This window comes from Bacteroides acidifaciens (assembly GCF_903181435.1).
GTDB lineage: Bacteria > Bacteroidota > Bacteroidia > Bacteroidales > Bacteroidaceae > Bacteroides.
This window is the reverse complement of record NZ_CAEUHO010000005.1, coordinates 485026-507122: the sequence shown is the minus strand read 5'-3', so window position 1 is coordinate 507122 and position 22097 is coordinate 485026. Positions and strand designations below refer to the sequence as shown.

At 43.4% G+C, this 22097-nt stretch carries 19 protein-coding genes and 1 tRNA gene; 10 read left to right on the top strand and 10 right to left on the bottom strand.

Annotated elements, in window-relative coordinates; all coding sequences use genetic code 11:
• Positions 1-267: 267 nt before the first annotated feature.
• The 5 genes from CLIN57ABFB40_RS19360 (at position 268) to CLIN57ABFB40_RS19340 (ending at position 7621) form a co-directional block, all read left to right on the top strand.
• Complete coding sequence (locus tag CLIN57ABFB40_RS19360) at positions 268-1305, top strand: asparaginase (protein ID WP_175631535.1); 1038 nt, start codon at positions 268-270, stop codon at positions 1303-1305.
• An 87-nt stretch (positions 1306-1392) separates the two neighbouring features.
• Positions 1393-2760, top strand: coding sequence for a DNA repair protein RadA (radA, locus tag CLIN57ABFB40_RS19355; protein WP_175631534.1), 1368 nt, complete (start codon positions 1393-1395; stop codon positions 2758-2760).
• Between the two features lie 60 nt (positions 2761-2820).
• Entirely contained in the window at positions 2821-4473 is a 1653-nt protein-coding gene (locus tag CLIN57ABFB40_RS19350) for an NAD(P)/FAD-dependent oxidoreductase (RefSeq protein WP_175631533.1), read from the top strand.
• Positions 4474-4489: 16 nt separating this feature from the next.
• On the top strand, positions 4490-5092 hold the full coding sequence (locus CLIN57ABFB40_RS19345; RefSeq protein WP_175631532.1) for a response regulator transcription factor: 603 nt from the start codon (positions 4490-4492) through the stop codon (positions 5090-5092).
• A gap of 90 nt (positions 5093-5182) precedes the next feature.
• Positions 5183-7621: a TonB-dependent receptor gene (locus CLIN57ABFB40_RS19340; RefSeq protein WP_175631531.1), complete on the top strand. Its 2439-nt coding sequence runs from the start codon at positions 5183-5185 to the stop codon at positions 7619-7621.
• Between the two features lie 576 nt (positions 7622-8197).
• On the opposite strand, the gene CLIN57ABFB40_RS19335 is transcribed toward CLIN57ABFB40_RS19340, so the two are convergent.
• Genes CLIN57ABFB40_RS19335 through metA form a run of 4 tightly spaced genes read right to left on the bottom strand, consistent with a single transcriptional unit; the run spans position 8198 to position 12545 of the window.
• Positions 8198-8710, bottom strand: a complete 513-nt coding sequence (locus CLIN57ABFB40_RS19335) for a GNAT family N-acetyltransferase (RefSeq protein WP_175631530.1) — start codon at positions 8708-8710, stop codon at positions 8198-8200.
• 36 nt (positions 8711-8746) lie between these two features.
• Positions 8747-9805, bottom strand: a complete 1059-nt coding sequence (locus CLIN57ABFB40_RS19330) for a zinc ribbon domain-containing protein (RefSeq protein WP_254871846.1) — start codon at positions 9803-9805, stop codon at positions 8747-8749.
• Positions 9802-11631, bottom strand: coding sequence for a peptidase U32 family protein (locus CLIN57ABFB40_RS19325; RefSeq protein WP_175631529.1), 1830 nt, complete (start codon positions 11629-11631; stop codon positions 9802-9804). Before CLIN57ABFB40_RS19325 ends, CLIN57ABFB40_RS19330 begins: the two co-directional genes overlap by 4 nt.
• Positions 11628-12545: a homoserine O-succinyltransferase gene (gene metA / locus CLIN57ABFB40_RS19320; RefSeq protein ID WP_175631528.1), complete on the bottom strand. Its 918-nt coding sequence runs from the start codon at positions 12543-12545 to the stop codon at positions 11628-11630. Before metA ends, CLIN57ABFB40_RS19325 begins: the two co-directional genes overlap by 4 nt.
• Before the next feature lie 180 nt (positions 12546-12725).
• Between metA and CLIN57ABFB40_RS19315 the strand changes: the two genes are divergently transcribed.
• A complete protein-coding gene (locus CLIN57ABFB40_RS19315) occupies positions 12726-12896 on the top strand; it encodes a DUF362 domain-containing protein (protein ID WP_024987835.1) in 171 nt (56 codons plus the stop codon).
• 133 nt (positions 12897-13029) lie between these two features.
• On the opposite strand, the gene CLIN57ABFB40_RS19310 is transcribed toward CLIN57ABFB40_RS19315, so the two are convergent.
• The 4 genes from CLIN57ABFB40_RS19310 to CLIN57ABFB40_RS19295 all read right to left on the bottom strand — a co-directional run bounded on the left by CLIN57ABFB40_RS19310 (position 13030) and on the right by CLIN57ABFB40_RS19295 (position 17884).
• Positions 13030-14223, bottom strand: coding sequence for a pyridoxal phosphate-dependent aminotransferase (locus CLIN57ABFB40_RS19310; RefSeq protein ID WP_175631527.1), 1194 nt, complete (start codon positions 14221-14223; stop codon positions 13030-13032).
• An 82-nt stretch (positions 14224-14305) separates the two neighbouring features.
• Positions 14306-15520: a bifunctional 3,4-dihydroxy-2-butanone-4-phosphate synthase/GTP cyclohydrolase II gene (locus CLIN57ABFB40_RS19305; RefSeq protein WP_175631526.1), complete on the bottom strand. Its 1215-nt coding sequence runs from the start codon at positions 15518-15520 to the stop codon at positions 14306-14308.
• A gap of 5 nt (positions 15521-15525) precedes the next feature.
• Complete coding sequence (locus CLIN57ABFB40_RS19300) at positions 15526-17421, bottom strand: LptF/LptG family permease (RefSeq protein ID WP_175631574.1); 1896 nt, start codon at positions 17419-17421, stop codon at positions 15526-15528.
• A gap of 76 nt (positions 17422-17497) precedes the next feature.
• Positions 17498-17884, bottom strand: coding sequence for an START-like domain-containing protein (locus CLIN57ABFB40_RS19295; RefSeq protein ID WP_175631525.1), 387 nt, complete (start codon positions 17882-17884; stop codon positions 17498-17500).
• A 224-nt stretch (positions 17885-18108) separates the two neighbouring features.
• Between CLIN57ABFB40_RS19295 and CLIN57ABFB40_RS19290 the strand changes: the two genes are divergently transcribed.
• Positions 18109-18182 (top strand) — tRNA-Met (locus CLIN57ABFB40_RS19290).
• Between the two features lie 116 nt (positions 18183-18298).
• Here the strand turns inward: CLIN57ABFB40_RS19290 and CLIN57ABFB40_RS19285 are convergent.
• On the bottom strand, positions 18299-19303 hold the full coding sequence (locus tag CLIN57ABFB40_RS19285) for a transposase (protein ID WP_175628819.1): 1005 nt from the start codon (positions 19301-19303) through the stop codon (positions 18299-18301).
• A gap of 10 nt (positions 19304-19313) precedes the next feature.
• The gene (locus tag CLIN57ABFB40_RS19280; protein ID WP_175628820.1) at positions 19314-19664 is read right to left on the bottom strand and encodes a transposase family protein; all 351 of its coding nucleotides are present in this window, start codon (positions 19662-19664) and stop codon (positions 19314-19316) included.
• A 77-nt stretch (positions 19665-19741) separates the two neighbouring features.
• Between CLIN57ABFB40_RS19280 and CLIN57ABFB40_RS19275 the strand changes: the two genes are divergently transcribed.
• From CLIN57ABFB40_RS19275 to CLIN57ABFB40_RS19265, 3 genes are all read left to right on the top strand, one after another.
• Positions 19742-19930 (top strand): hypothetical protein, encoded by a 189-nt coding sequence (locus CLIN57ABFB40_RS19275; RefSeq protein WP_254871845.1) that lies wholly within the window; start codon positions 19742-19744, stop codon positions 19928-19930.
• Between the two features lie 394 nt (positions 19931-20324).
• On the top strand, positions 20325-21488 hold the full coding sequence (locus tag CLIN57ABFB40_RS19270; RefSeq protein WP_175628393.1) for an IS4 family transposase: 1164 nt from the start codon (positions 20325-20327) through the stop codon (positions 21486-21488).
• Positions 21489-21742: 254 nt separating this feature from the next.
• Positions 21743-22093 carry a transposase family protein gene (locus CLIN57ABFB40_RS19265; RefSeq protein WP_175628820.1) on the top strand — a complete coding sequence of 117 codons (351 nt, stop codon included), beginning with the start codon at positions 21743-21745 and terminating at the stop codon, positions 22091-22093.
• Positions 22094-22097: the final 4 nt, after the last annotated feature.

The following is a 22097-nucleotide window of genomic DNA, read 5'->3' as shown; positions in this document are numbered from 1 at the left end:
ATCAACCCCTAAGGGTCATGGTACACATCGATGTGACTGTATGTGGATAGTACTTCATCATAGTCCTGTTTCTACTCTTGTTTTTGATAAGTGTCGCAAAAGTAATAATAAAAACGTTCAATCTATCACTTTTTCCCGTTTTTTTCTGATAAAAAGTATATTCCTCATTCTTTCCGCCTTGTGTTTCCTCTTTACTTTTATGACATTTTGCTATTAATATATCATTTATATTATTATATTTGCGAAAACGAACGCAGAAATCAGCTTATGAACCCGTTAAAAACTTCCGTATTGTTAATATATACCGGTGGAACAATTGGAATGATTGAGAACACCGTGACAGGCGCATTGGAGAATTTCAATTTCGAACAACTCCAGAAGCACGTCCCCGAATTGCAAAAATTCAACTTCCCGATTGATACGTATCAGTTCGACCCGCCTATGGACTCTTCGGACATGGAACCGGATATGTGGCGGAAGCTGGTTCACATCATCCATGAGAATTACGACCGTTATCAGGGCTTTGTCATTCTGCACGGCACGGACACGATGGCGTACACTGCTTCCGCACTTAGCTTTATGCTGGAAGGGTTGGACAAGCCTGTCATCCTGACGGGTTCGCAACTCCCTATCGGGGTGCTCCGCACGGACGGAAAAGAAAATCTGATGACGAGTATAGAGATTGCCATCGCTCAAAATAAAGAAGGAAAAGCGCTCGTTCCGGAAGTCTGCATTTTCTTTGAGAATCATTTGATGCGGGGGAACCGCACGACGAAAATGAATGCCGAGAACTTCAATGCGTTCCGGTCTTTCAATTATCCGGTGTTGGCGGAAGCGGGGATTCATATTAAATATAATAATGTACAGATTCATGTGAACGGGGAAGAACGGGAACTAAAACCTCATTATTTATTGGATACGAATGTGGTGGTATTGAAACTATTCCCCGGAATTCAAGAGAATGTGGTAGCCGCTACTTTAGATATAAAAGGACTGAAAGCCGTTATTCTCGAAACGTACGGTTCGGGCAACGCTCCCCGGAAGGAATGGTTTATCCGTCGGCTTTGCCAGGCTAGCGCACGTGGAGTCGTGATTGTCAACGTGACACAATGCAACGCGGGGATGGTAGAGATGGAACGTTACGAAACGGGATACCAGTTATTGCAGGCGGGCGTCGTCTCCGGTTATGACAGTACGACCGAGTCGGCTGTCACTAAATTAATGTTCTTGTTGGGACATGGATATACACCGGATGAGGTGCGCGACCGGATGAACCGGTCGATGGCGGGAGAGATTACATTATAGAATTCACCTATTTCTATTAGACAGGGATAACTTATTTCTAATAAATTATCCCTATTTTTGTACCCTACAATAAAGGAAAGAATTTCGATGGCAAAAGAGAAGACCGTATATGTATGCAGTAACTGCGGACAAAATTCACCGAAATGGGTGGGTAAATGTCCGTCGTGTGGAGAATGGAATACGTATGTAGAGGAAATCGTACGGAAAGAACCGACCAACCGCCGACCGGTATCGGGCATTGAGACACAGAAACCCAAACCTGTTACCCTCAGCGAAATAATAGCGGACGATGAACCGCGTATCGACATGCACGATGATGAACTGAACCGCGTGTTAGGTGGCGGTCTTGTGCAAGGTTCTTTAGTCTTGATAGGCGGCGAACCGGGAATCGGCAAATCGACGCTCGTCATGCAGACCGTACTGCATATGCCGGAGAAGAAGATTCTCTATGTATCCGGCGAAGAAAGCGCGCGCCAACTGAAACTTCGTGCCGACCGCCTTTCCGATGTTTCCAGCGATTGCTTTATTGTCTGCGAGACTTCGCTCGAGCAGATTTACGTACATATCAAGAATACGAATCCCGATTTGGTCATTATCGACTCTATACAGACTATTTCAACTGAGAGTATCGAATCGTCTCCCGGAAGCATTGCACAAGTTAGAGAGTGCTCCGCTTCCATTCTCCGTTTTGCCAAAGAGACACATACACCGGTATTGCTTATCGGACATATTAATAAGGAAGGAAGCATAGCAGGTCCTAAAGTACTGGAGCATATCGTCGATACTGTTCTCCAGTTTGAAGGCGACCAGCATTATATGTACCGTATTCTACGCAGCATCAAGAACCGTTTCGGTAGTACGGCAGAACTGGGTATTTATGAAATGCGGCAGGACGGATTGCGTCAAGTAAGCAATCCGTCGGAGCTATTGCTAAGTCAAGACCACGAGGGAATGAGCGGAGTGGCCATCGCTTCTGCCATTGAAGGAATACGCCCGTTCCTGATTGAGACACAGGCTCTGGTAAGTTCCGCCGTTTACGGAAATCCCCAGCGTTCGGCAACCGGTTTCGATTTGAGAAGAATGAATATGCTACTGGCAGTTCTCGAAAAGCGGGTCGGCTTCAAGCTCGCACAAAAAGACGTATTCCTGAATATAGCCGGCGGACTGAAAGTGAATGACCCGGCTATCGACCTACCGGTTATCAGCGCTATCCTTTCTTCAAATATGGACGCGGCTATCGAACCGGAAGTCTGCATGGCGGGAGAAATCGGGCTGTCGGGCGAAATCCGCCCCGTGAACAGGATAGAGCAACGTATCGGAGAAGCGGAGAAATTAGGTTTCAAACGTTTCCTGTTGCCGAAATACAATTTGCAGGGCATCGATACGAAAAAGTTAAAGATAGAACTAGTACCTGTCAGAAAAGTAGAAGAAGCGTTCAGAGCCTTATTCGGATAAGATAGTGATTTATTATATATCAGTTTTATCCATTTTATAATCAAAAGCAACAAGAATCAGATGATACAAGAATACCAACTTCGCGTCCTTCCCGAAATCGCAGCCAACGAACAGCGGCTGAAAGAATATCTCTCCAAAGAAAAAGGAATCAACCTGCGTGACCTCAATGCTACCCGAATCTTGAAACGAAGCATTGACGCACGCCAACGGACTATATTTGTCAATCTAAAGGTGCGGACGTATATCAATGAAATGCCTAAAGAGGATGAATATGAACATACCCTATATAATAATGTAGAAGGAAAGCCGCAAGTCATTGTAGTAGGTGCAGGTCCCGGCGGATTATTCGCAGCCTTGCGTCTTATCGAACTCGGTTTGCGCCCTATTATCGTAGAACGGGGGAAAGATGTGCGCGAACGGAAAAAGGACTTAGCACAAATCAGCAGGGAGCATACGATAAACCCAGAATCGAATTACAGCTTTGGTGAAGGGGGAGCGGGAGCTTATTCGGACGGAAAACTCTACACCCGCAGCAAGAAAAGAGGAAATGTAGACAAGATATTCAATGTATTTTGCCAACATGGAGCGTCCACTGCGATATTGGCAGATGCGCATCCGCATATCGGGACTGATAAACTGCCGCGTGTCATTGAGAATATGCGGAATACAATCATCGAATGTGGCGGCGAAGTCCATTTCGAGACTCGAATGGATGCACTAATCATAGAAAACAACGAAATAAAAGGCATCGAAACGAATACGGGAAAAACATTTCTCGGCCCTGTCATTCTGGCTACAGGACATTCCGCAAGAGATGTTTACCGCTGGCTGGCAGCAAACGACGTCACAATTGAAGCAAAAGGAATTGCCGTCGGTGTCCGTCTGGAACATCCGGCAATGCTAATTGACCAAATACAATATCATAACAAGAACGGAAGAGGAAAATACCTGCCCGCCGCCGAATACAGCTTCGTAACCCAAGTAGAAGGCAGAGGAGTATATAGCTTCTGTATGTGTCCCGGCGGATTCATCGTCCCTGCCGCCAGCGGACCGGAACAAGTAGTAGTAAACGGCATGTCTCCTTCCAACCGTGGTTCACGTTGGAGTAACTCGGGAATGGTTGTAGAAATACAACCGGAAGATTTGATAAGTGGAGAGTGGAGAATGGAGAGTGGAGAGTTGGCTGCGCAGCAGAACGAGCAGTTATTAGCCATCAATCCTTCATTAAGTAACTCTCAACTCTCAATTCTCAATTCTCAACTTCTTCCCATCCTTCACTTTCAGGAAGATTTGGAACGTCAGTGCTGGCTGCAAGGTGGCAGACGGCAGACGGCTCCGGCACAACGCATGTTGGATTTCACCCGCAAGAAATTAAGCTATGACCTGCCCGAATCCTCTTATGCTCCGGGGTTGATTTCTTCCCCACTCCATTTCTGGATGCCGGAGTTTATCAGCAAGAGATTATCCCTCGGTTTCCAACAATTCGGACGTAGCAGTCATGGATTCCTCACTAATGAAGCGGTGATGATTGGAGTAGAGACACGCACTTCTTCTCCTGTCCGCATCGTACGCGATAAAGAGACATTGCAACACGTGACTGTCCGCGGATTGTTCCCCTGCGGGGAAGGCGCAGGCTATGCCGGCGGCATTGTTTCTGCCGGAGTAGACGGCGAACGATGTGCGGAAGCGGCAGCCAACTATTTAAATCATTAATCAAAGCCATAAGCTGATGAAGCCTCAACCCGAAATAGCAATTGTAGAATCAAACACTCTCACTTGTCTTGGTCTGAAAGGCATTTTAGAGGAAATGATTCCCATGGCAACTATACGTATTTTCCATAGTTTCAGCGAACTAATGGATGATACCCCGGATATGTATGCCCATTATTTTATTTCCGCACAAATCTATGTGGAACACAACACCTTCTTCCTTCCCCGGAAACGGAAAACCATCGTACTTGCAAGCGACAGCCCGCAATTCCAACTATCCGGTGTCCCTGTACTCAATATTCACGAATCAGAAGAAGAATTGGTAAAGAGCATATTAAAGCTCCATCAACACGCCCACCACAACGGTTATCCGGTGAAAGACATGCCGCCTATGCCCCCAATAACACCGCATCAGGAGATTTTGTCTGCCCGTGAGATTGAAGTGCTTGTACTGATTACAAAAGGATTAATCAACAAGGAAATAGCAGACAAACTGAATATCAGTCTGACTACCGTCATCACCCACCGGAAGAATATCACCGAGAAATTAGGAATCAAATCGGTATCCGGACTGACTATTTACGCCGTAATGAATGGGTATATTGAAGCTGACCGAATCTGATTCCTTAAAAAATAAATCATAATCCTAATAAATGAGGATTGCCCGACTCATATATTTGCCGTTACTTTGCACCAGACAAATTAACTGCGAATGAAGACAAAGAATATGATGCTTGCCCTCGCTCTCCTTACGACAGGGACCGTATGGGCCGAAGATTTTCCGAAAGACTCACTGAAAGTAGTGGACATAGAAGAAGTGGTAGTAATCGCCACTCCGAAAGAGAACCGTAAACTGCGCGACTTGCCTGTAGCCGCCACCGTTTTATCGCAAGAGAACATGCGTGCCAACCAAGTCAACTCCGTAAAAAACCTGACGGGCATTATCCCCAACTTATTTATCCCGGATTATGGTTCCAAACTGACAACTTCCATCTATATCCGTGGAATCGGTTCACGTATCAACACCCCGTCCGTAGGGCTTTATGTAGATAATATCCCCTACATAGACAAGTCGGCATTCGACTTCAACTATTGCGACATCGAACGTATCGACGTGCTTCGCGGTCCGCAAGGAACATTATACGGTCGCAACACGATGGGTGGGCTTATCAAGGTGCACACCAAATCTCCTTTCACTTATCAGGGAACTGATATACGAATGGGCGCAGCAACTTATAACAACTATAATGTTTCACTCACGCATTACCACCGCATATCCAACCGCTTTGCTTTCTCTACCGGTGGCTTTTACGAACATACGGGCGGCTTTTTTGAAAATTCAGCGCGAAACAACGAAAAGGTCGACAAAAGCAATGCCGGCGGCGGACGTTTCCGTGGTATCTATCTGCCGACATCGAACCTGAAAATAGATATGACGCTTAGCTATGAGTATAGCGACCAGGGCGGCTATCCCTATTATTATACTGGGATTACCCAAAATGCCATAGACAAAGCTAAAGAAAAAGGCAAAGAGCTTACAGAAGACCGGGCTGATTACATCGGCAAGATTTCATATAACGACCGTAGCAGTTACCGCCGTGGGTTACTCAACACGGGTGTTAATATCGAATATCAAGCTCAAAACTTTATATTGAGTGCAGTAACAGGTTATCAAAACTTGAAAGACCGTATGTTCCTCGATCAAGATTTCACAGAAAGAGACATCTTCAATATCGAACAAAAGCAAAAGGTCAACACTATTTCTGAAGAAATTGTATTGAAAGCCAAGCCGGGAAAAAGATGGCAATGGGCTACAGGAGCTTTCGGATTTTATCAGTGGCTGCATACCACAGGTCCTGTTTTGTTCAAAGAAGAAGGAGTGAAAACAATGATCGAAGACAATGCGAATATAGCTTTTGCAGGATTACCTGCCGGAACCCCAAGCATGAATATGACCATACATAACCCGACATTGAATGTCGGTGGAACATTTGACACTCCTACCCTAAGTGCTGCCATCTACCACCAATCTACCTTCAATGACCTGTTTGTTGAAGGTCTCTCCTTCACCGCAGGACTCCGACTTGACTACGAAAAGATGAGTATGAAGTACAACTCGGTCAGCACTCCTGTTGACTTTGACTTTAACCTAAAAAGGGGACCTATGATGTCCCTTAGTGATAATATGCAAGCTCCAACTTCCTTCATAGGGAAACTATCAACTGACTATTTGCAGCTTCTGCCTAAATTTGCTATCCAGTATGAATGGAATAAGCGCAACAATGTCTACGCTACTGTCTCCCGCGGATACCGTTCAGGTGGATACAATATACAAATGTTCTCAGATTTATCCCAAACGGAAATGAGCCGTTCTATGATGAACGCCATCATGGAAAGTCCTAAACTCGGGCAGGATCCAACATATGGCCCCATATTTGAGAGAATGTTAAAACCCCGAATACCGGAAGAACCTAACGTCAAGACTTCCACCACCTACAAACCCGAATACTCATGGAATTATGAAGTAGGAAGTCACCTTACACTGTGGGAAGGTAAGCTATGGGCAGACTTCGCGGTATTCTATATGGATACCCGTGACCAGCAACTCTCCCAATTTGCAGAAAGTGGTTTGGGACGTATCACCATCAATGCCGGAAAGAGCCGTAGCTATGGTGCAGAAGCTTCTCTTCGTGCCAGTATTACACAAGAACTTAGCTTGAATGCAAGTTATGGATACACATATGCCACTTTTACAGACTATATAATCAGAGAAGAAAAAAAAGACGGTAATATTGAAAAAAACTATAATGGCAAATACGTTCCTTTCGTCCCCAAACATACCCTGAATATCGGTGGAGAATATGCCATCACTTGCAGTCCGCACTCCATCTTCGACCGTGTAGTATTCCAGGCAAATTATAACGCTGCCGGACGCATCTACTGGACAGAACAGAATGACGTCAGCCAATCTTTTTACGGCACATTGAACTGGAGAACAAATCTCGAAATTGGAGATGCCATGATTAGTTTCTGGGCACGCAATTTCCTGAATAAAAACTATGCAGCGTTTTATTTTGAAACAATGAACAAAGGATTCATGCAGAAAGGACGTCCGGCACAATTCGGGATAGACCTTCGATGCCGGTTCTAAAATCCCTGAGCACTCCATTGACATCATAGATGTGACTGCGGTTCATCAATTTCACCTGATTCTTGAAATACTGATGAATAAAGCGTAGCGGGTGAAAGCTAGGAATAAACAAAGGTGAAATCGTTCAATATCGGTTTCACCTTTGTTTTTCAAAATATCCCTTGAGATAAAACAAATATCATTATAGCTAATCCGGATATGCTTATAGCAAATTCACTGTCAGGTATTAATAGATGAACTATCAGATATTAACAGTCTGGTCGTCAAGTATTAACTATCTGGTAGCAAGGTGTTAATAGTTGAGTTACAGGATATATAGATTTAGCACGGTGGGCATATATGGGCAATACGGTGGATCTATATACCGAACACATTGGAGCTATATGCCCAGCAACCGATATAAATAACTTCAATAGATGAAAGCAATAACAAGAGGCTTCACCTTATTTTACTCCACGCTTTCACCTGTAACATTCTTATTTACAATGATTTCAATTATAAGATGGAATCGGTGAAACTTACGAATCAAAAGTTGATGGAACTTATACAAATCAGTAGGAGAAAACAAACTTTCATTCATTCCCGTACAACCATAGCAGTTCGTATCTTCTGGTAAGCGATGCGCTCTGTCCCGTTCTTTACATAAATGATGCCACAACGCTGAAAGCCATGTTTCTCCAGAATATGCTGCATGACTTTATTATCTCGATGCGTATCCACCCGGATATTCGCCATACGTTCAAAGCACCAGTTCAGGCAGGTTTCCGCCACCCCTTTTCTTGAACCGTTCGTCGCCAACCGATGAACTACTCCGTAAGGTTCATCATTGAGCCACGCTCCTTCATAAATATGCTGATAAGTAGGGTCATCCTCCAGTATAAAACAAAAAGTTCCCAATATTTCGCCTTCCTCATCCGCGCATACGAAGCTATGACCGTCTTCTATTTCCTGACGGATAAATGCTTCGGACGGATAGCCGTCAATCCATTGAGTTGTATTCCCTGTCGAACGCATAAAAGCGCGGGCATAGTCATAAATCTCCATTACTAAAGGAAGCTCTCTCAATTCGGTAGCACTGATATTCATCATATAAAAAGTTATTCGGAAATGAAATAGATAATAGAATTATTCATTGATTGCCCCGCAATGCGGGCACACACCCTTCTCTTTCAATTTCTCCCCACAATGTCCGCAACGATATTTATAGCCACTATTCCGATGCACTTTCTTCGCAAAAACAAGAATGAAAAGAGCAAGGAATAAATAACCTACATAGATATGAACCATCAAAATAAAGAAGAAATAACAAAAGATACAACAGGACATCAGCCCCAACAAATAAAAGATTGCCGCCGCCGGAGTCAACTGGCGGAACAAATCATCAAGCACTGCCAATGCGACAATTAAGAACAGCCATATACTCAGCAAAAAGACTGAAAGAATAAAAGGAACTTTAAAAGGCGACAAGGTAGGATTGAAGTAAAAATGCTCCCATGTTTCCGGTGTAAAGACCTGCATGGACTCATATACCGTTGCACTGAAAGCCATCAACAGACAGAGAAATAACGGATAAACGCTGTCAATATCATTAAAATACACCATCTGCAACTGTTTCCGACGGAAAGCGCGAAGCAGATAGACACCGACAAACAGCGCAAAGATAACCACAAAATAGGAAGCATGGGTATCACTGAACAGATGAATAGCCTGCGAGATACTATCCGTAGGTACAAAAGATTGTTTCAACTCCACCTCACGTATCCATCCTTGTTCGTCCTGTGTATGTGCCAGCTTCACCCAAATACTATCTACACTATCGGCAGGATGCACGGCAAATTCGGCTACCACCACGCGGTCACCCTGATAAAGCTTGATATACGTATCCTTGATAGGCAGGCACTCCAACGAAATGGAATCCTCCGTTAATTCCAGATTCGTGTTCCAGGTATAGTGGCGTTCATAAAGGTAATTTAGAGAGTCTTTTGTTTTCTCCGACATCTCTTCGGAAGAAAGGTCGGGACGGGCATAATAACAAGACGAGAAGAAAAACAACAGAATCACCACAGAGGGTACGAAGGACACAAAGGAAAACAGCTTCTCCCACCAACCATTCAAAAAAACGGTTTCGGGAAAAAGCCCTGAAACTCTGTGTCCTCCGCATCCTCTGCGATGAATTATTCTCATTGCGCCGCTTTTACTTTCATTTGACAATTCTTGCAATCGAACTCAAGGCTGAAGCGTTTGCCATCGTTCGATACCAGATAATAGGGTTCTTTATAAGGTGAACTCACCCGCTGGTGGATAGGACACCATCCCATGCTATAACGCAAACAATGTTTGCAGAACATCAGTACCGCATCTTCCACCGCTTCTTTCTCATAAGCCATGGCAACACGCTGCACTCCATGTTCTTCATAGAAAGAAGCCGCACGACTGTTCATCACATTTCCCAGATAAGTCAATGACATTTGAGGAAAAGCATGCTGGGTCTGTTTCCACACTGCCAACTCCTGGCGGTAGTTTATCCGGCGGGCAGCTATCAGCTTATCTGTTGCCTGCCGGCGGAAATCAGCCAATACCGATGCAGGCAGAAACCAGTTTTCCGCAAACGAGATTTCTATCTCTTTCGCTTCGAAAGGTGTATTCCCTAATTTGGCAAGCTGTATTTTCAGGTTCTCTGTCTGCGGCGTACGTGCCAATTCCTTTTCGCGAGGAAGACTCAGCGTGATGCTGTTATCATCCTCATCGGTCAATGTCAACGAAAAGCCGAACTCATTATCAGCAAGCAACATATTTACAGCCACCTTCCTTTCAGCCGATTTACGTGACAGTACACGCTCAAATTCCTGGTCGAAATTGCGATAGAGTGTAGTACGGGGTTTGATACGAGGCATCTCCTGCGGATATAATTTATTACTATCCACCCGGTTGATACGGAATCCCTGCAAACGTCCCTGTTCGTCGATATAGCAGACACCGTCACCGTTATTAAAGGATTTCAGTCCGGCCACTGTCAGATAATTGCCGCGAATCTCTTTCACCGTTCCCATTTCCTCACCCAACGACTTGGGAGTATCGAAGGAGAAGATTTCCTTCTCACGGCCATGCAGGAAATAATGCGTAAACCCACGACTGAAACTCTTGTCCAACTGCGGTTTAAACTCATAGCGGCAAGTTCCCGAAGATGCCCGCACATATTCCTGACGACGGGCAAAGATAGCGTCCAACTTCTGACGATAAGCAGCCGTCACGTTCTTTACATAAGACACATCTTTCAACCGTCCCTCTATCTTGAATGAAGAAGCTCCCGCGTCCAGTAACTGTTCCAACTCATCGCTCTGATTCATGTCTTTCAGAGAAAGCAGATGTTTATCCTTCACAATTATTCTACCGTCCGAATCCACCAGGCTAAAAGGCAAACGACAGAATTGCGCACATTCCCCCCGGTTCGCGCTACGTCCGAAACAAGCCTGACTGACATAGCACTGTCCGCTATAGCTAACACAAAGCGCCCCATGTACAAACACTTCCAAAGGTACTTCGGGACAGGTATCATGTATCTTCCTTATCTCACGCAACGACAATTCCCGTGCCAACACGACCTGGCGGAAACCTGTCTCCCAAAGGAATTTCACCTTCTCAGGAGTCCGGTTATCCATCTGCGTACTGGCATGAAGCGGTATCGGCGGAAGGTTCAGTTTCGTAATCCCCATATCCTGCACAATCAATGCATCCACACCAATCCGGTACAGGGCGTGAATCATCTCTTCCGTCTCTTTCAGTTCCTCTTCTTTCAGAATCGTATTGACGGTGACATAGATACGTGCATTATACAAATGGGCATGTCGCACCAATGCCCCTATATCTTCCAATGAATTTACAGCCGCCGCACGTGCGCCGAACTTCGGAGCACCGATATATACGGCATCCGCACCATGATTGATAGCCTCGATGCCACATTCCAGATTTTTCGCCGGAGCGAGAAGTTCTATTTTACGCTGCTTTATCATTTAATGTCATTAATGTTGTAAGGAGTTTCCTGATAAACAAAGTAGTTCAACCAGTTGGAGAACAACAGATTGGCATGAGCACGCCAACGTACCAACGGGCCTTTATCAGGGTCATCGTCCACGTAATAATTACGAGGCACGTCTATCGGCAAACCTTTATCCAAGTCACGACGATATTCAGTGTCCAACGTCAACGGAGAATATTCCGAATGTCCGGTTACGAAGAACTCACGTCCGCCACGTGCCACCACCATATATACACCCGCATCTTTCGATTCGGAGAGCAGTGTCAGTTCCGGCACTTTCAGTATATCTTCCCGGCGTACTTCCGTATGACGGCTGTGGGGCACATAGAAACAATCATCAAAACCACGGAAAATAGAGTGGTAAGGCTCCAATACACGATGCTCGAAAATGCCGAACATCTTCTTTTCCAGCGGATACTTGGGAATCCCGTAATGATGATACAATCCGGCTTGCGCCGCCCAGCATATATATAAGGTAGAAGTCACATGCGTACGTGCCCAGTCAAAGATTTCCGTAATCTCATCCCAATAAGTCACTTCCTCGAAGTCCATCTGTTCTACAGGAGCTCCGGTGATAATCATACCGTCGTACTTCTCATGACGCATCTGGTCGAAATCCGTATAGAACGTCTTCATATGCTCTATCGGTGTATTCTTGGACGTGTGGCTCTTAATCTTCATAAAGGAAATCTCCACCTGAAGCGGAGTGTTCGAGAGCAAACGCACCAAGTCTGTTTCCGTTGTAATCTTCAACGGCATCAGGTTCAGAATCACAATCCGTAGCGGACGAATGTCCTGCTGCGTAGCGCGGGAAGTATCGATAACGAAAATATTCTCTTCCTTCAATAGTTCTATTGCAGGTAGTTTATCGGGTAAATTTAAAGGCATAATCGCTATATATTAGTAATTTGAGCACAAAAATACGAAAAATATAGCACATAACAGGGACGTTGCTTATTTAGAAGACGTACAAATTAAGTGAATTTAATCATAGAAGCATAACAACTAATCAATAAAAGCCCTATTTTTGCGGGAGAAATTAGTACTAATAATTTAAATCTTAGAAAAATGGCTTACGTAATTAGTGACGATTGTATTGCTTGCGGAACTTGTATCGACGAGTGTCCGGTAGAAGCTATCTCTGAAGGTGATATCTATTCTATCAACCCGGATGTATGTACTGAGTGTGGAACTTGCGCAGACGTTTGTCCGTCTGAAGCTATTCACCCGGCTGAATAATACAATCTACAAAAAGTATAGGCTGCTTTCTGTATAAAGCAGCCTTTTTTATTTTCTCCTCTCGGACAAAAAAATAGTGGGCGGCTTCCTCGGAAACCGCCCACTGTCTTATTTTATTCTATTTAAAAACCTCTTATTTCAATTTAGCCAATGCCTCCTTGATACGACGGATAGCTTCTACAATATTTTCATCGCTTGTAGCATAACTCATACGGATACATTCAGGAGCACCAAATGAAGCACCACCCACACAAGCTACATGAGCTTCTTCGAGCAGATACATTGCCAAATCGTCCGAATCCGCAATCTTACGGTCACCGTTGCTCTTTCCAAAGAAAGCATCACATTTCGGGAACAGGTAGAAAGCACCTTGCGGAACGTTCACTTCGAATCCCGGAACTTCCTTAGCCAATTTCACAATCAAGTCACGGCGGCGTTCGAATGCTTTCTGCATTTCTTTCACCGGTTCCTGAGTACCTATATATGCAGCCTCAGCAGCCTTCTGAGATACAGAACAAGGTCCGGAAGTGTACTGCCCCTGCAATTTGTTGCAAGCCTTTACAATCCATTCCGGTCCGGCAATGAAACCGATTCTCCATCCTGTCATAGCATAAGCCTTTGATACACCATTCACAATCACCGTACGTTCCTTCATCTCCGGGAACTGGGCGATACTCTGGTGTGCACCGATATAATTGATATGTTCGTAGATTTCGTCAGCGATAACGATTACCTGCGGATACTTAGCCAGTACGGCAGACAAGCCTGCCAGTTCTTCCTTCGTATATACAGAACCTGTCGGGTTGGACGGAGAGCAAAGAATCAACGCTTTAGTCTTCGGAGTAATGGCAGCTTCCAGTTGTTCGGGAGTAATCTTGAAATCCTGTTCGATACCTGCCGAAACAATTACAGGAGTACCTTCTGCCATTTTCACCATTTCCGGGTAGCTTACCCAGTAAGGAGCCGGCACGATTACTTCATCACCCGGATTTACCAATACAAGGATTGTATTACAAACAGATTGTTTAGCACCGTTTGCACAAGAAATCTGGGCGGCTGTATATTCCAGACCGTTTTCTTTTTTCAGTTTCTCAACAATGGCATTGCGCAAAGCCGGATAGCCCGGAACCGGAGAGTAACGGGAGAAGTTATCATCTATGGCTTTTTTCGCAGCTTCTTTGATGTGGTCAGGAGTATTGAAATCCGGTTCTCCTACACTTAAGTTAATAACATCAACGCCTTGTGCCTTAAGCTCGTTGCTCTTCTGAGACATGGCAAGCGTCGCCGACGGCGACAAGCTGTTCAAACGATCTGATAATTGATTCATTTTGTATCTATTTTATTGTTGTTGAGTGAAAATCGTTGCAAAATAAGCTATAATATTTGATATATGAAAACAAATCGGCAAATTACTTATTAAAATGTAAAGTATGTCCCATCCTTTCTTTCTTCGTTCTCAGGTAGCGTTCGTTGTACGGATTAGGAACAGTTTCAACAGGTACATTTTCTACTATTTCCAATCCATAGGCTTCTAGACCGACACGTTTCACCGGATTATTTGTCAAAAGTCTCATTTTATGCACTCCCAGTTCGCGAAGAATCTGTGCGCCTACTCCATAATCGCGTTCATCGGCAAGATGTCCTAGGCAAATGTTTGCGTCAACAGTATCCATACCGTCTTCCTGAAGTTTATAGGCTTTCATCTTTTCCATCAGACCGATGCCTCGACCTTCCTGGTTCAGATAAACAACTACGCCCTTTCCTTCTTTCTCAATCATTTCCATGGATTTATGCAACTGTTCTCCACAGTCACAACGCTGTGAGCCGAGAATATCTCCGGTAGCGCAGGAAGAATGCACACGCACTAAAATCGGTTCGTCTTCGCTCCACGTACCTTTGAATATAGCCATATGCTCCAATCCGTTCGATTTCTGACGGAAAGGAATCAAGCGAAACGTTCCATATTCGGTAGGCATATTCACTTCCACACCTTTTTCTACGATTGATTCCTGCTTCAAGCGATAGGCAATCAAGTCATGGATAGAAATCAGTTTCAGGTCATATTCGTCCGCCATCTTGCGGAGTTCGGGCAGACGGGCCATAGTACCGTCATCGCTCATGATTTCCATTAAAGCGCCGGCAGGATAAAGTCCCGCCAAACGTGCCATGTCAACAGTAGCTTCCGTATGTCCTGCACGACGGAGTACTCCTTTTTCCTGTGCATACAACGGATTGACATGTCCGGGACGGCCGAAAGTAGCCGGCGTAGAAGCAGGGTCGGCCAATGCTTGGATGGTAGCGGCACGGTCGGCAGCAGATACTCCGGTAGAGCAGCCTTCCAGTTTGTCAACAGTAACTGTAAAAGGGGTTCCCAGCACGGAAGTATTATCACTCACCTGGTGCGGCAAATCCAGTTCCTTGCAACGGGACACCGTGATAGGCGCGCAAAGCACTCCACGTGCGTGTTTCAACATGAAGTTTACATTCTCAGGAGTTATCTTTTCAGCGGCAATAATCAGGTCACCTTCATTCTCGCGGTCTTCATCATCTACTACTATGACAAACTTGCCTTCTTTGAAGTCGGCAATCGCGTCTTCTATCCTATCCATTTTAATCTCTTCCATAACAATTATTTATTAATTTTCTGTATGATGAATTGAACTTGTTCGTTATTCTTAATAATCCGCTCCATGTCCTTGGCCAGGCGGATACGGAACGCCCAAATACGGAAATAGAAAAACAGCCCGATAGGGAAAATCACCCCGGCAGACAAATTCAGCCAATATATATGAAACGGGCGTACATGAGCGGAAACGGGAATCATCGGATAATTGTTTAATGCCCCTATCAAAGTAGCCGACTTGGTATTGGACATTTCTTCCACCAATGTTTCCAGTTTGTCATTGATAGCCATTACTTCGTCATCCCTTCCGGCTGACATCCACAACTTGAAATAATTCGGGGCTTTCGTCAACTGATTCCGGGTAATATAAGCCTTGCATTCTGCCGTGAGTTGTTCCAACTCTCCGGGTATGCGTCCGTAATCGGGGTCATTAATAATAACTTCTTTCTTGAATAAATGACGCACGCTACGGATTCCAGCAATCTTCTTAAACCAGTTGATATACGCATCGGCATTCAGCACCACAGAGTCTTTGTTTGATTTGTAAGTGAGGAAGATACCCAACGGGACGAGAACCGCACTACTTGTCCACATTCCCATCCATACAATCCATTTGCCGTCACGTGCCATTTTATAGCCCGTGTTATCAATGATATAATAAATGATGAACACCAATACCGACACAATCACCGGCATACCCAAACCGCCTTTCCGGATAATACCGCCCAACGGTGCCCCGATAAAAAAGAACAGCAGGCAAGAAAGGGAAATCGTAATCTTCTTATGCCACTCCGTCTTATGCTTCCGGATGGCATAGTCATTATTTTCCATCGTGTATTTCTTGAAGCTAAGGTCACTGGACACATTTTCGGCACGGCTGGTGGCGGAAGATATCACCTTCTGTTTCTGCGTCAGGGATGCGGCAGCGTAAAGGCTGTCCACATTATACTCCTGAATATCTGCACTCTCGATTTTGACCGTATCTTCTTTACTCAACCCGTAAGGACGGAAATTTCCTTCGGCCACTTCCCGGTAATACTGCCTTCCGATGCTGTCTCCCAGCACTTTCATCGAGTCGATGGAAGCCTGTAACATAGCCATGTTCTTAGCACTGGACTGGTTGCTCATGATACTTTCATCCGCCATATTGAAATCGGAATCAAACTCTATCAGTGTATGTTTCTCCCTGAATGATTCACGCCGATAAGGCACATTCTGGGATTTCATGCTTTGTGCTTTCAGGTTTTCGAATAAATCACCGCTATACAGATGTAGCCAAAGATGCTGTTTATCCGCCGTCATTTCCAGACGTCCGGAATCCGCATAGATGATATGCGCATTCTCGAATCCGTCTTTCATATTATAAATCAACACATCGTAGAGCATACCGGTTTTCCGGTCTTTCTTTGCGACTTTCAGATTATAATCCTTTATTTCGGAATAGAATACGCCTTCGGGAATATCCAGTTCCGGGGATTTTTGTTTCATCGAAAGAATCAGGGTTCCCAGTTTAGCCTGGGCAATAGGACCGACTACGTTTTGGAAGTAGAATGAAACACCAACCAGCCCACAGACGAAGAACACAAGCGGACGCATGATTTTGAGCAGAGAGATACCTGCAGCCTTCATTGCGAGCAATTCATACCGTTCGCCGAAGTTACCGAAAGTAATCAAAGAAGCCAGTAGCACCGCCAAGGGCAACGATACTGGCACTAATGTCAATGCGGAATAAAAGAAGAACTGAGCCATCACGCTCATCTCCAATCCCTTTCCGACCAATTCGTCTACATATCTCCACAGGAACTGCATCATAAAGATGAACAGACAGATGAAGAATGTACCTATAAAAAGCATGAAAAAGCTCTTTACAATGAATATATCTAATTTCTTTATGCGTAGCATCTTAATAGGTTCGTGCATTTAAGACGCAAAATTAGCACAAAAAAAGGAGCATCGAAAATTTTTAGTTGAAAGTTAACTAAAAACCACAAGTTCTTCTTAATTTAGCTACCTGTGACTCCCATAATTCTTTCATATCGCTTACCTCGTCCGGCTCTGCGAAATCGGTAATTTCTAATACATAGTCACTTGTCAGCTCATTATACGTCATCTTGATTTCGAAGTAATCGCGTTCATTCTCACCATCCAGCCAACGGAAACGGATGAAAGAAAAAGCGCGAATAGCTGTAATCTCAGCCTTTCTCAGTTCGGTCTTCCCCCAATGGAACTCTACTATTTTATCGTCAGATACAACTTTGTCGGCAAACCAGTCCTCCAGCCCGGTAGGTGTACTAATGGCTCCCCAAAGAATATTTTTAGAAGTTGCGTTCAGCAAATATTCCAAATGAATCTTTTCCTTTTTCATAGCAAATTCAATTTGTTTTTACGTGTGCCAAGATAAATACTTTTTTCTGAATACACGGTATAAATCAGACACTTTATTTAATTATTCTTTCACTATTGGCTCTCAAACTCCCTATTTATAGAGAAAATGAAAACCTTTCCTAAAGAAAAAAACAAAAAAAATACCGAATTGTTTTGGAGATTATAAAAAAACATCTATCTTTGCACCCGCAATCGAGAAACGATGGCGGGATAGCTCAGCTGGTTAGAGCGCATGATTCATAATCATGAGGTCCCCGGTTCAATCCCGGGTCCCGCTACTTGATAAGAATAAGGCATTTGAGAGGCTTCCACTCTTGGGTGCCTTTTTCTTTTATACATCAATTGGTGGCGGTTTACACGGGTCAGCGGATTTTCCCGGTTGGCAAGCTTTCTTTTAAGCGTATAGCCTAGCCAGTCTGAACATGAAGAATTTCACATCAGCCACCCCTCTTAACTGGCTTCGAAAAGCTTTGATTTTAGCATTGAACGACTCCGCTGAAGCATTTGTCAATCGTTCTTCAAAATAATTTATGATGGTCGTACTATGGTTTGAAAAGGTATCAAGTACCTTGTTGAACTCCATATAGTCAAACTTTTCCACTTCATTGTACCATCTTGCGAGATTTAGCCTTGCTTCATCGGGACCTGACTTCTTGTTGAAGATGTCTGTCAGTTTCATGCTAAGGCTGTATCCTTCCAGAAGCTTGGGGAATTTATCAAAGAGAATGGCAGCCCTGGTCTTTTGCTGTTCACTCCATTTGCTCCAGTGTTTCAGTATAATATGCTTGCTTCTGCTTACTATCTGTGGCAGGGTTTCTCCGTTCTCCATTCTTTCAGGTTCCCATTTCCCTATTCTCTCCCTTTCCGCCTTACTCTTTGTTTCTTTCTTCTTTTGGCGATGCTCCCTGATAGCCTGATTTTCCGTATCAAGTACTTTCCACCGATAGCGTATTCTTAACTGGTCAACAGCTTCAGACATGAGCTGCTGTACATGAAAACGGTCATTGATCAGCTTTGCGGCAGGAAACACCTTTCTGACCGTCAGCATCATGGCTGAAGATAAATCTGTAGTGACAGTCTTGACAGACAGCCGTTTCCGATGCGGAAGCCTGCGCAAGATTCCGCTTACCGCATCTGTGGCCACTCCACGAACCATTGCAACTAAAGCCCCTTTACGGCCTTTAGCTGCTTTATTGGTCAGAATCGTATAAACATCTCCATTGCTCAGGCAAGTTTCATCCAAAGAAAGGTTTTCTCCAATGTTTTCAGGATAAAGGAGGTAGTCATGCGCATGTTCGAGTTGGTCCCAGTTCCGGTAATCACTGATTTTCTCCTTGTATTGTTTACGAAGAGTCTGCCCTTTTACGCCATAACGTTCCACAAGCACACAGATGCTCACAGGAGTAGATTCAATCTCCTTCTTTTAAAAAAGAGACGAACTCAGAATTGAGCCGTGTACCGTCAAATTCGGATAAATCCCAGTCATAACTGAAGATTTCATAGGAAGACTTGTCAAGCCATTTACGTTTACGAACATGGAGATAAGTGGCGCGACCACGAATAGGATAGTCTTGGATTGTACGATACTTACCAAAACCATAGGATATGATATCCGGATTGGTCTTATCTTCTTTTAGCTGAACTTTTTTTTCATCAAGATAAATATCAAAACGGTCAGCACTCTTGTCGAAATTGACAATATCAAAGTTGTCTATAAGCACATCCGGAAGGATGGCACGAAGGAGTTGTTCGGGTTTCATAAAACAAAGGTAAGTAAAGATAGATAATTTTAAAACTTACCAACCAGAAATTTCCGCTGAGCCAGTATTGGGACAGTTTGAAAAATTTCCGTGACTGGTATAGTGTTATATCTACGGCGGAAAAGAAAGGTAGGGAAGAAGGAAGAGAGGAAGGAGTGAGAGAAGCCAATTTGAATAATGCTCAGAATCTGAAACAATTAGGAGTAGCTATCGATATAATTTCACAGGCAACCGACTTATCTAAAGAAGAAATAGAAAAGTTATAGTGTAAATCTTGAATATATTATTTGAGAAAGGGGATACATTATATATAATGTGTAAAGGTTGATTTTTACATGATAAGAAATTCATTTGCTGTTTTTTATAGAATAGCAATGTCGTACAATTGTATTATTAATCTTTTCAATTAAAATTTGCTCGTAAAATAGTCTCTTTGTAGAGATAAAATTTGGGGGCAGTCCTAAAACCCTGTGGGTGATTAATCGTAAACGATGAGTTATAATACTGGTACCCAATCAAGCGGTTGTCTGACATACATTAGTGTCCCGTAAAAGTGGATAAATAGTTCTTTGAAATAATTGAAATATAGTCTATTAGATACTACTTTTTAGGCGCGACGATTTGAAATCATACCTTTGAGGTCAATTAAGGTGACCTCAAATGAACCAAGATAAATATGTTTTCGCTCAGTTAGTAGAATTCTTGAACAATGATAAGTTCAGAAGACTTGTAGACAAGTATGATGGCAATCGTTATGTGAAACATTTCACTTGCTGGAGTCAGTTACTTGCAATGATGTTCGGTCAACTCAGTAATCGTGAAAGTCTTCGTGACTTGATTGTAGCTTTGGAAGCACATCAAGGAAAGCGTTATCATTTGGGATTGGGTCGTGAGCCCATTGCCAAAACTACGCTTGCATCTGCCAATCAGAATCGGGATTACAGAATCTTCGAAGATTTTGCTTTCTATATGATGAAGGAAGCATGTGAAAAACGATCGACTCACATCTTGGATATTCCAGGAAGGAAGTATGCGTTTGATTCCACTACAATTCCTTTATGTTTGGCTACATTCCCTTGGGCGAAGTTCCGTAAGAAAAAAGGTGGAGTTAAGGCTCATGTCCTTTATGACATAGAAGCACAACTTCCAGCCTTTTATACAGTAACTACAGCATCCAGGCATGATTCAACAGAAATGTCCGCAATTAATTATGAGCCAAATGCTTATTATATATTTGACAGAGCGTATGACTCGTTTAAAGAACTTTATCGGATTCATCTTACAGGTTCTTTCTTTGTAGTCAGAGCGAAGTCTAATCTGAAATGCAAGTTCTGTAAATGGAAGCGTAGAATGCCGAAAAATATCCTTTCAGATGCGGAAGTGAAACTGATAGGGTACACTTCTGGAAAGAAGTATCCTGAATCATTCAGAGTCATCCGTTTCTATGATGAAGAGGATGATCGTGAATTCACATTCCTGACGAATGCCAAACACATATCTGCACTTGATGTTGCCAATCTTTATAAGAAAAGATGGTTCGTGGAACTTTTCTTCAAATGGCTGAAACAACACCTTAAGATAAAAAGGTTCTGGGGTACTACCGAGAATGCGGTTCGAATACAGATTAGTGTTGCTATCATCACCTATTGTTTAGTAGCTATTGTACAATATGATATGCAACTGAATCGTTCAACTTATGAGGTCTTGCAGATTCTTAGCATCTCATTAACAGATAAAACGCCTTTACAAGAGCTGTTTAATAAGACTAATTTCAATGATGTCAAAGAACAATTTAATCCCCTTATTCCGGGATTATTTGATTAATTAATAACTCGTCCCGATTTTAACGGGACACTAGTGTCTGACATACTTAATTTATAATGCCTTAAAAGAATCTGTATTCTTACATTGCAATATTGGAATTTTTTCAAAATATTATACCCACAGGGTTTTCGGACTGACCCGTTTAATCTAATTGATATATGATTTACACAGGTGTAAACCATAGTGTAAACGGCTCAGCGGAAATTTCTGGTTGGTAAGTTTTAAAATTATCTATCTTTACTTACCTTTGTTTTATGAAACCCGAACAACTCCTTCGTGCCATCCTTCCGGATGTGCTTATAGACAACTTTGATATTGTCAATTTCGACAAGAGTGCTGACCGTTTTGATATTTATCTTGATGAAAAAAAAGTTCAGCTAAAAGAAGATAAGACCAATCCGGATATCATATCCTATGGTTTTGGTAAGTATCGTACAATCCAAGACTATCCTATTCGTGGTCGCGCCACTTATCTCCATGTTCGTAAACGTAAATGGCTTGACAAGTCTTCCTATGAAATCTTCAGTTATGACTGGGATTTATCCGAATTTGACGGTACACGGCTCAATTCTGAGTTCGTCTCTTTTTTAAAAGAAGGAGATTGAATCT

Excerpts from the sequence above, each read along its gene's own strand:
- CLIN57ABFB40_RS19360 (WP_175631535.1), top strand. The coding sequence starts at position 268 with ATGAACCCGTTAAAAACTTCCGTATTGTTAATATATACCGGTGGAACA.
- CLIN57ABFB40_RS19350 (WP_175631533.1), top strand. The coding sequence starts at position 2,821 with ATGATACAAGAATACCAACTTCGCGTCCTTCCCGAAATCGCAGCCAAC.
- CLIN57ABFB40_RS19325 (WP_175631529.1), bottom strand. The coding sequence starts at position 11,631 with ATGATAAAGCAGCGTAAAATAGAACTTCTCGCTCCGGCGAAAAATCTG.
- CLIN57ABFB40_RS19300 (WP_175631574.1), bottom strand. The coding sequence starts at position 17,421 with ATGCTACGCATAAAGAAATTAGATATATTCATTGTAAAGAGCTTTTTC.
- radA (WP_175631534.1), top strand. The coding sequence starts at position 1,393 with ATGGCAAAAGAGAAGACCGTATATGTATGCAGTAACTGCGGACAAAAT.
- CLIN57ABFB40_RS19315 (WP_024987835.1), top strand. The coding sequence starts at position 12,726 with ATGGCTTACGTAATTAGTGACGATTGTATTGCTTGCGGAACTTGTATC.
- CLIN57ABFB40_RS19330 (WP_254871846.1), bottom strand. The coding sequence starts at position 9,805 with ATGAGAATAATTCATCGCAGAGGATGCGGAGGACACAGAGTTTCAGGG.
- CLIN57ABFB40_RS19265 (WP_175628820.1), top strand. The coding sequence starts at position 21,743 with ATGAAACCCGAACAACTCCTTCGTGCCATCCTTCCGGATGTGCTTATA.
- CLIN57ABFB40_RS19340 (WP_175631531.1), top strand. The coding sequence starts at position 5,183 with ATGAAGACAAAGAATATGATGCTTGCCCTCGCTCTCCTTACGACAGGG.
- CLIN57ABFB40_RS19280 (WP_175628820.1), bottom strand. The coding sequence starts at position 19,664 with ATGAAACCCGAACAACTCCTTCGTGCCATCCTTCCGGATGTGCTTATA.
- CLIN57ABFB40_RS19345 (WP_175631532.1), top strand. The coding sequence starts at position 4,490 with ATGAAGCCTCAACCCGAAATAGCAATTGTAGAATCAAACACTCTCACT.
- metA (WP_175631528.1), bottom strand. The coding sequence starts at position 12,545 with ATGCCTTTAAATTTACCCGATAAACTACCTGCAATAGAACTATTGAAG.
- CLIN57ABFB40_RS19310 (WP_175631527.1), bottom strand. The coding sequence starts at position 14,223 with ATGAATCAATTATCAGATCGTTTGAACAGCTTGTCGCCGTCGGCGACG.
- CLIN57ABFB40_RS19335 (WP_175631530.1), bottom strand. The coding sequence starts at position 8,710 with ATGATGAATATCAGTGCTACCGAATTGAGAGAGCTTCCTTTAGTAATG.
- CLIN57ABFB40_RS19295 (WP_175631525.1), bottom strand. The coding sequence starts at position 17,884 with ATGAAAAAGGAAAAGATTCATTTGGAATATTTGCTGAACGCAACTTCT.
- CLIN57ABFB40_RS19305 (WP_175631526.1), bottom strand. The coding sequence starts at position 15,520 with ATGGAAGAGATTAAAATGGATAGGATAGAAGACGCGATTGCCGACTTC.
- CLIN57ABFB40_RS19270 (WP_175628393.1), top strand. The coding sequence starts at position 20,325 with ATGAACCAAGATAAATATGTTTTCGCTCAGTTAGTAGAATTCTTGAAC.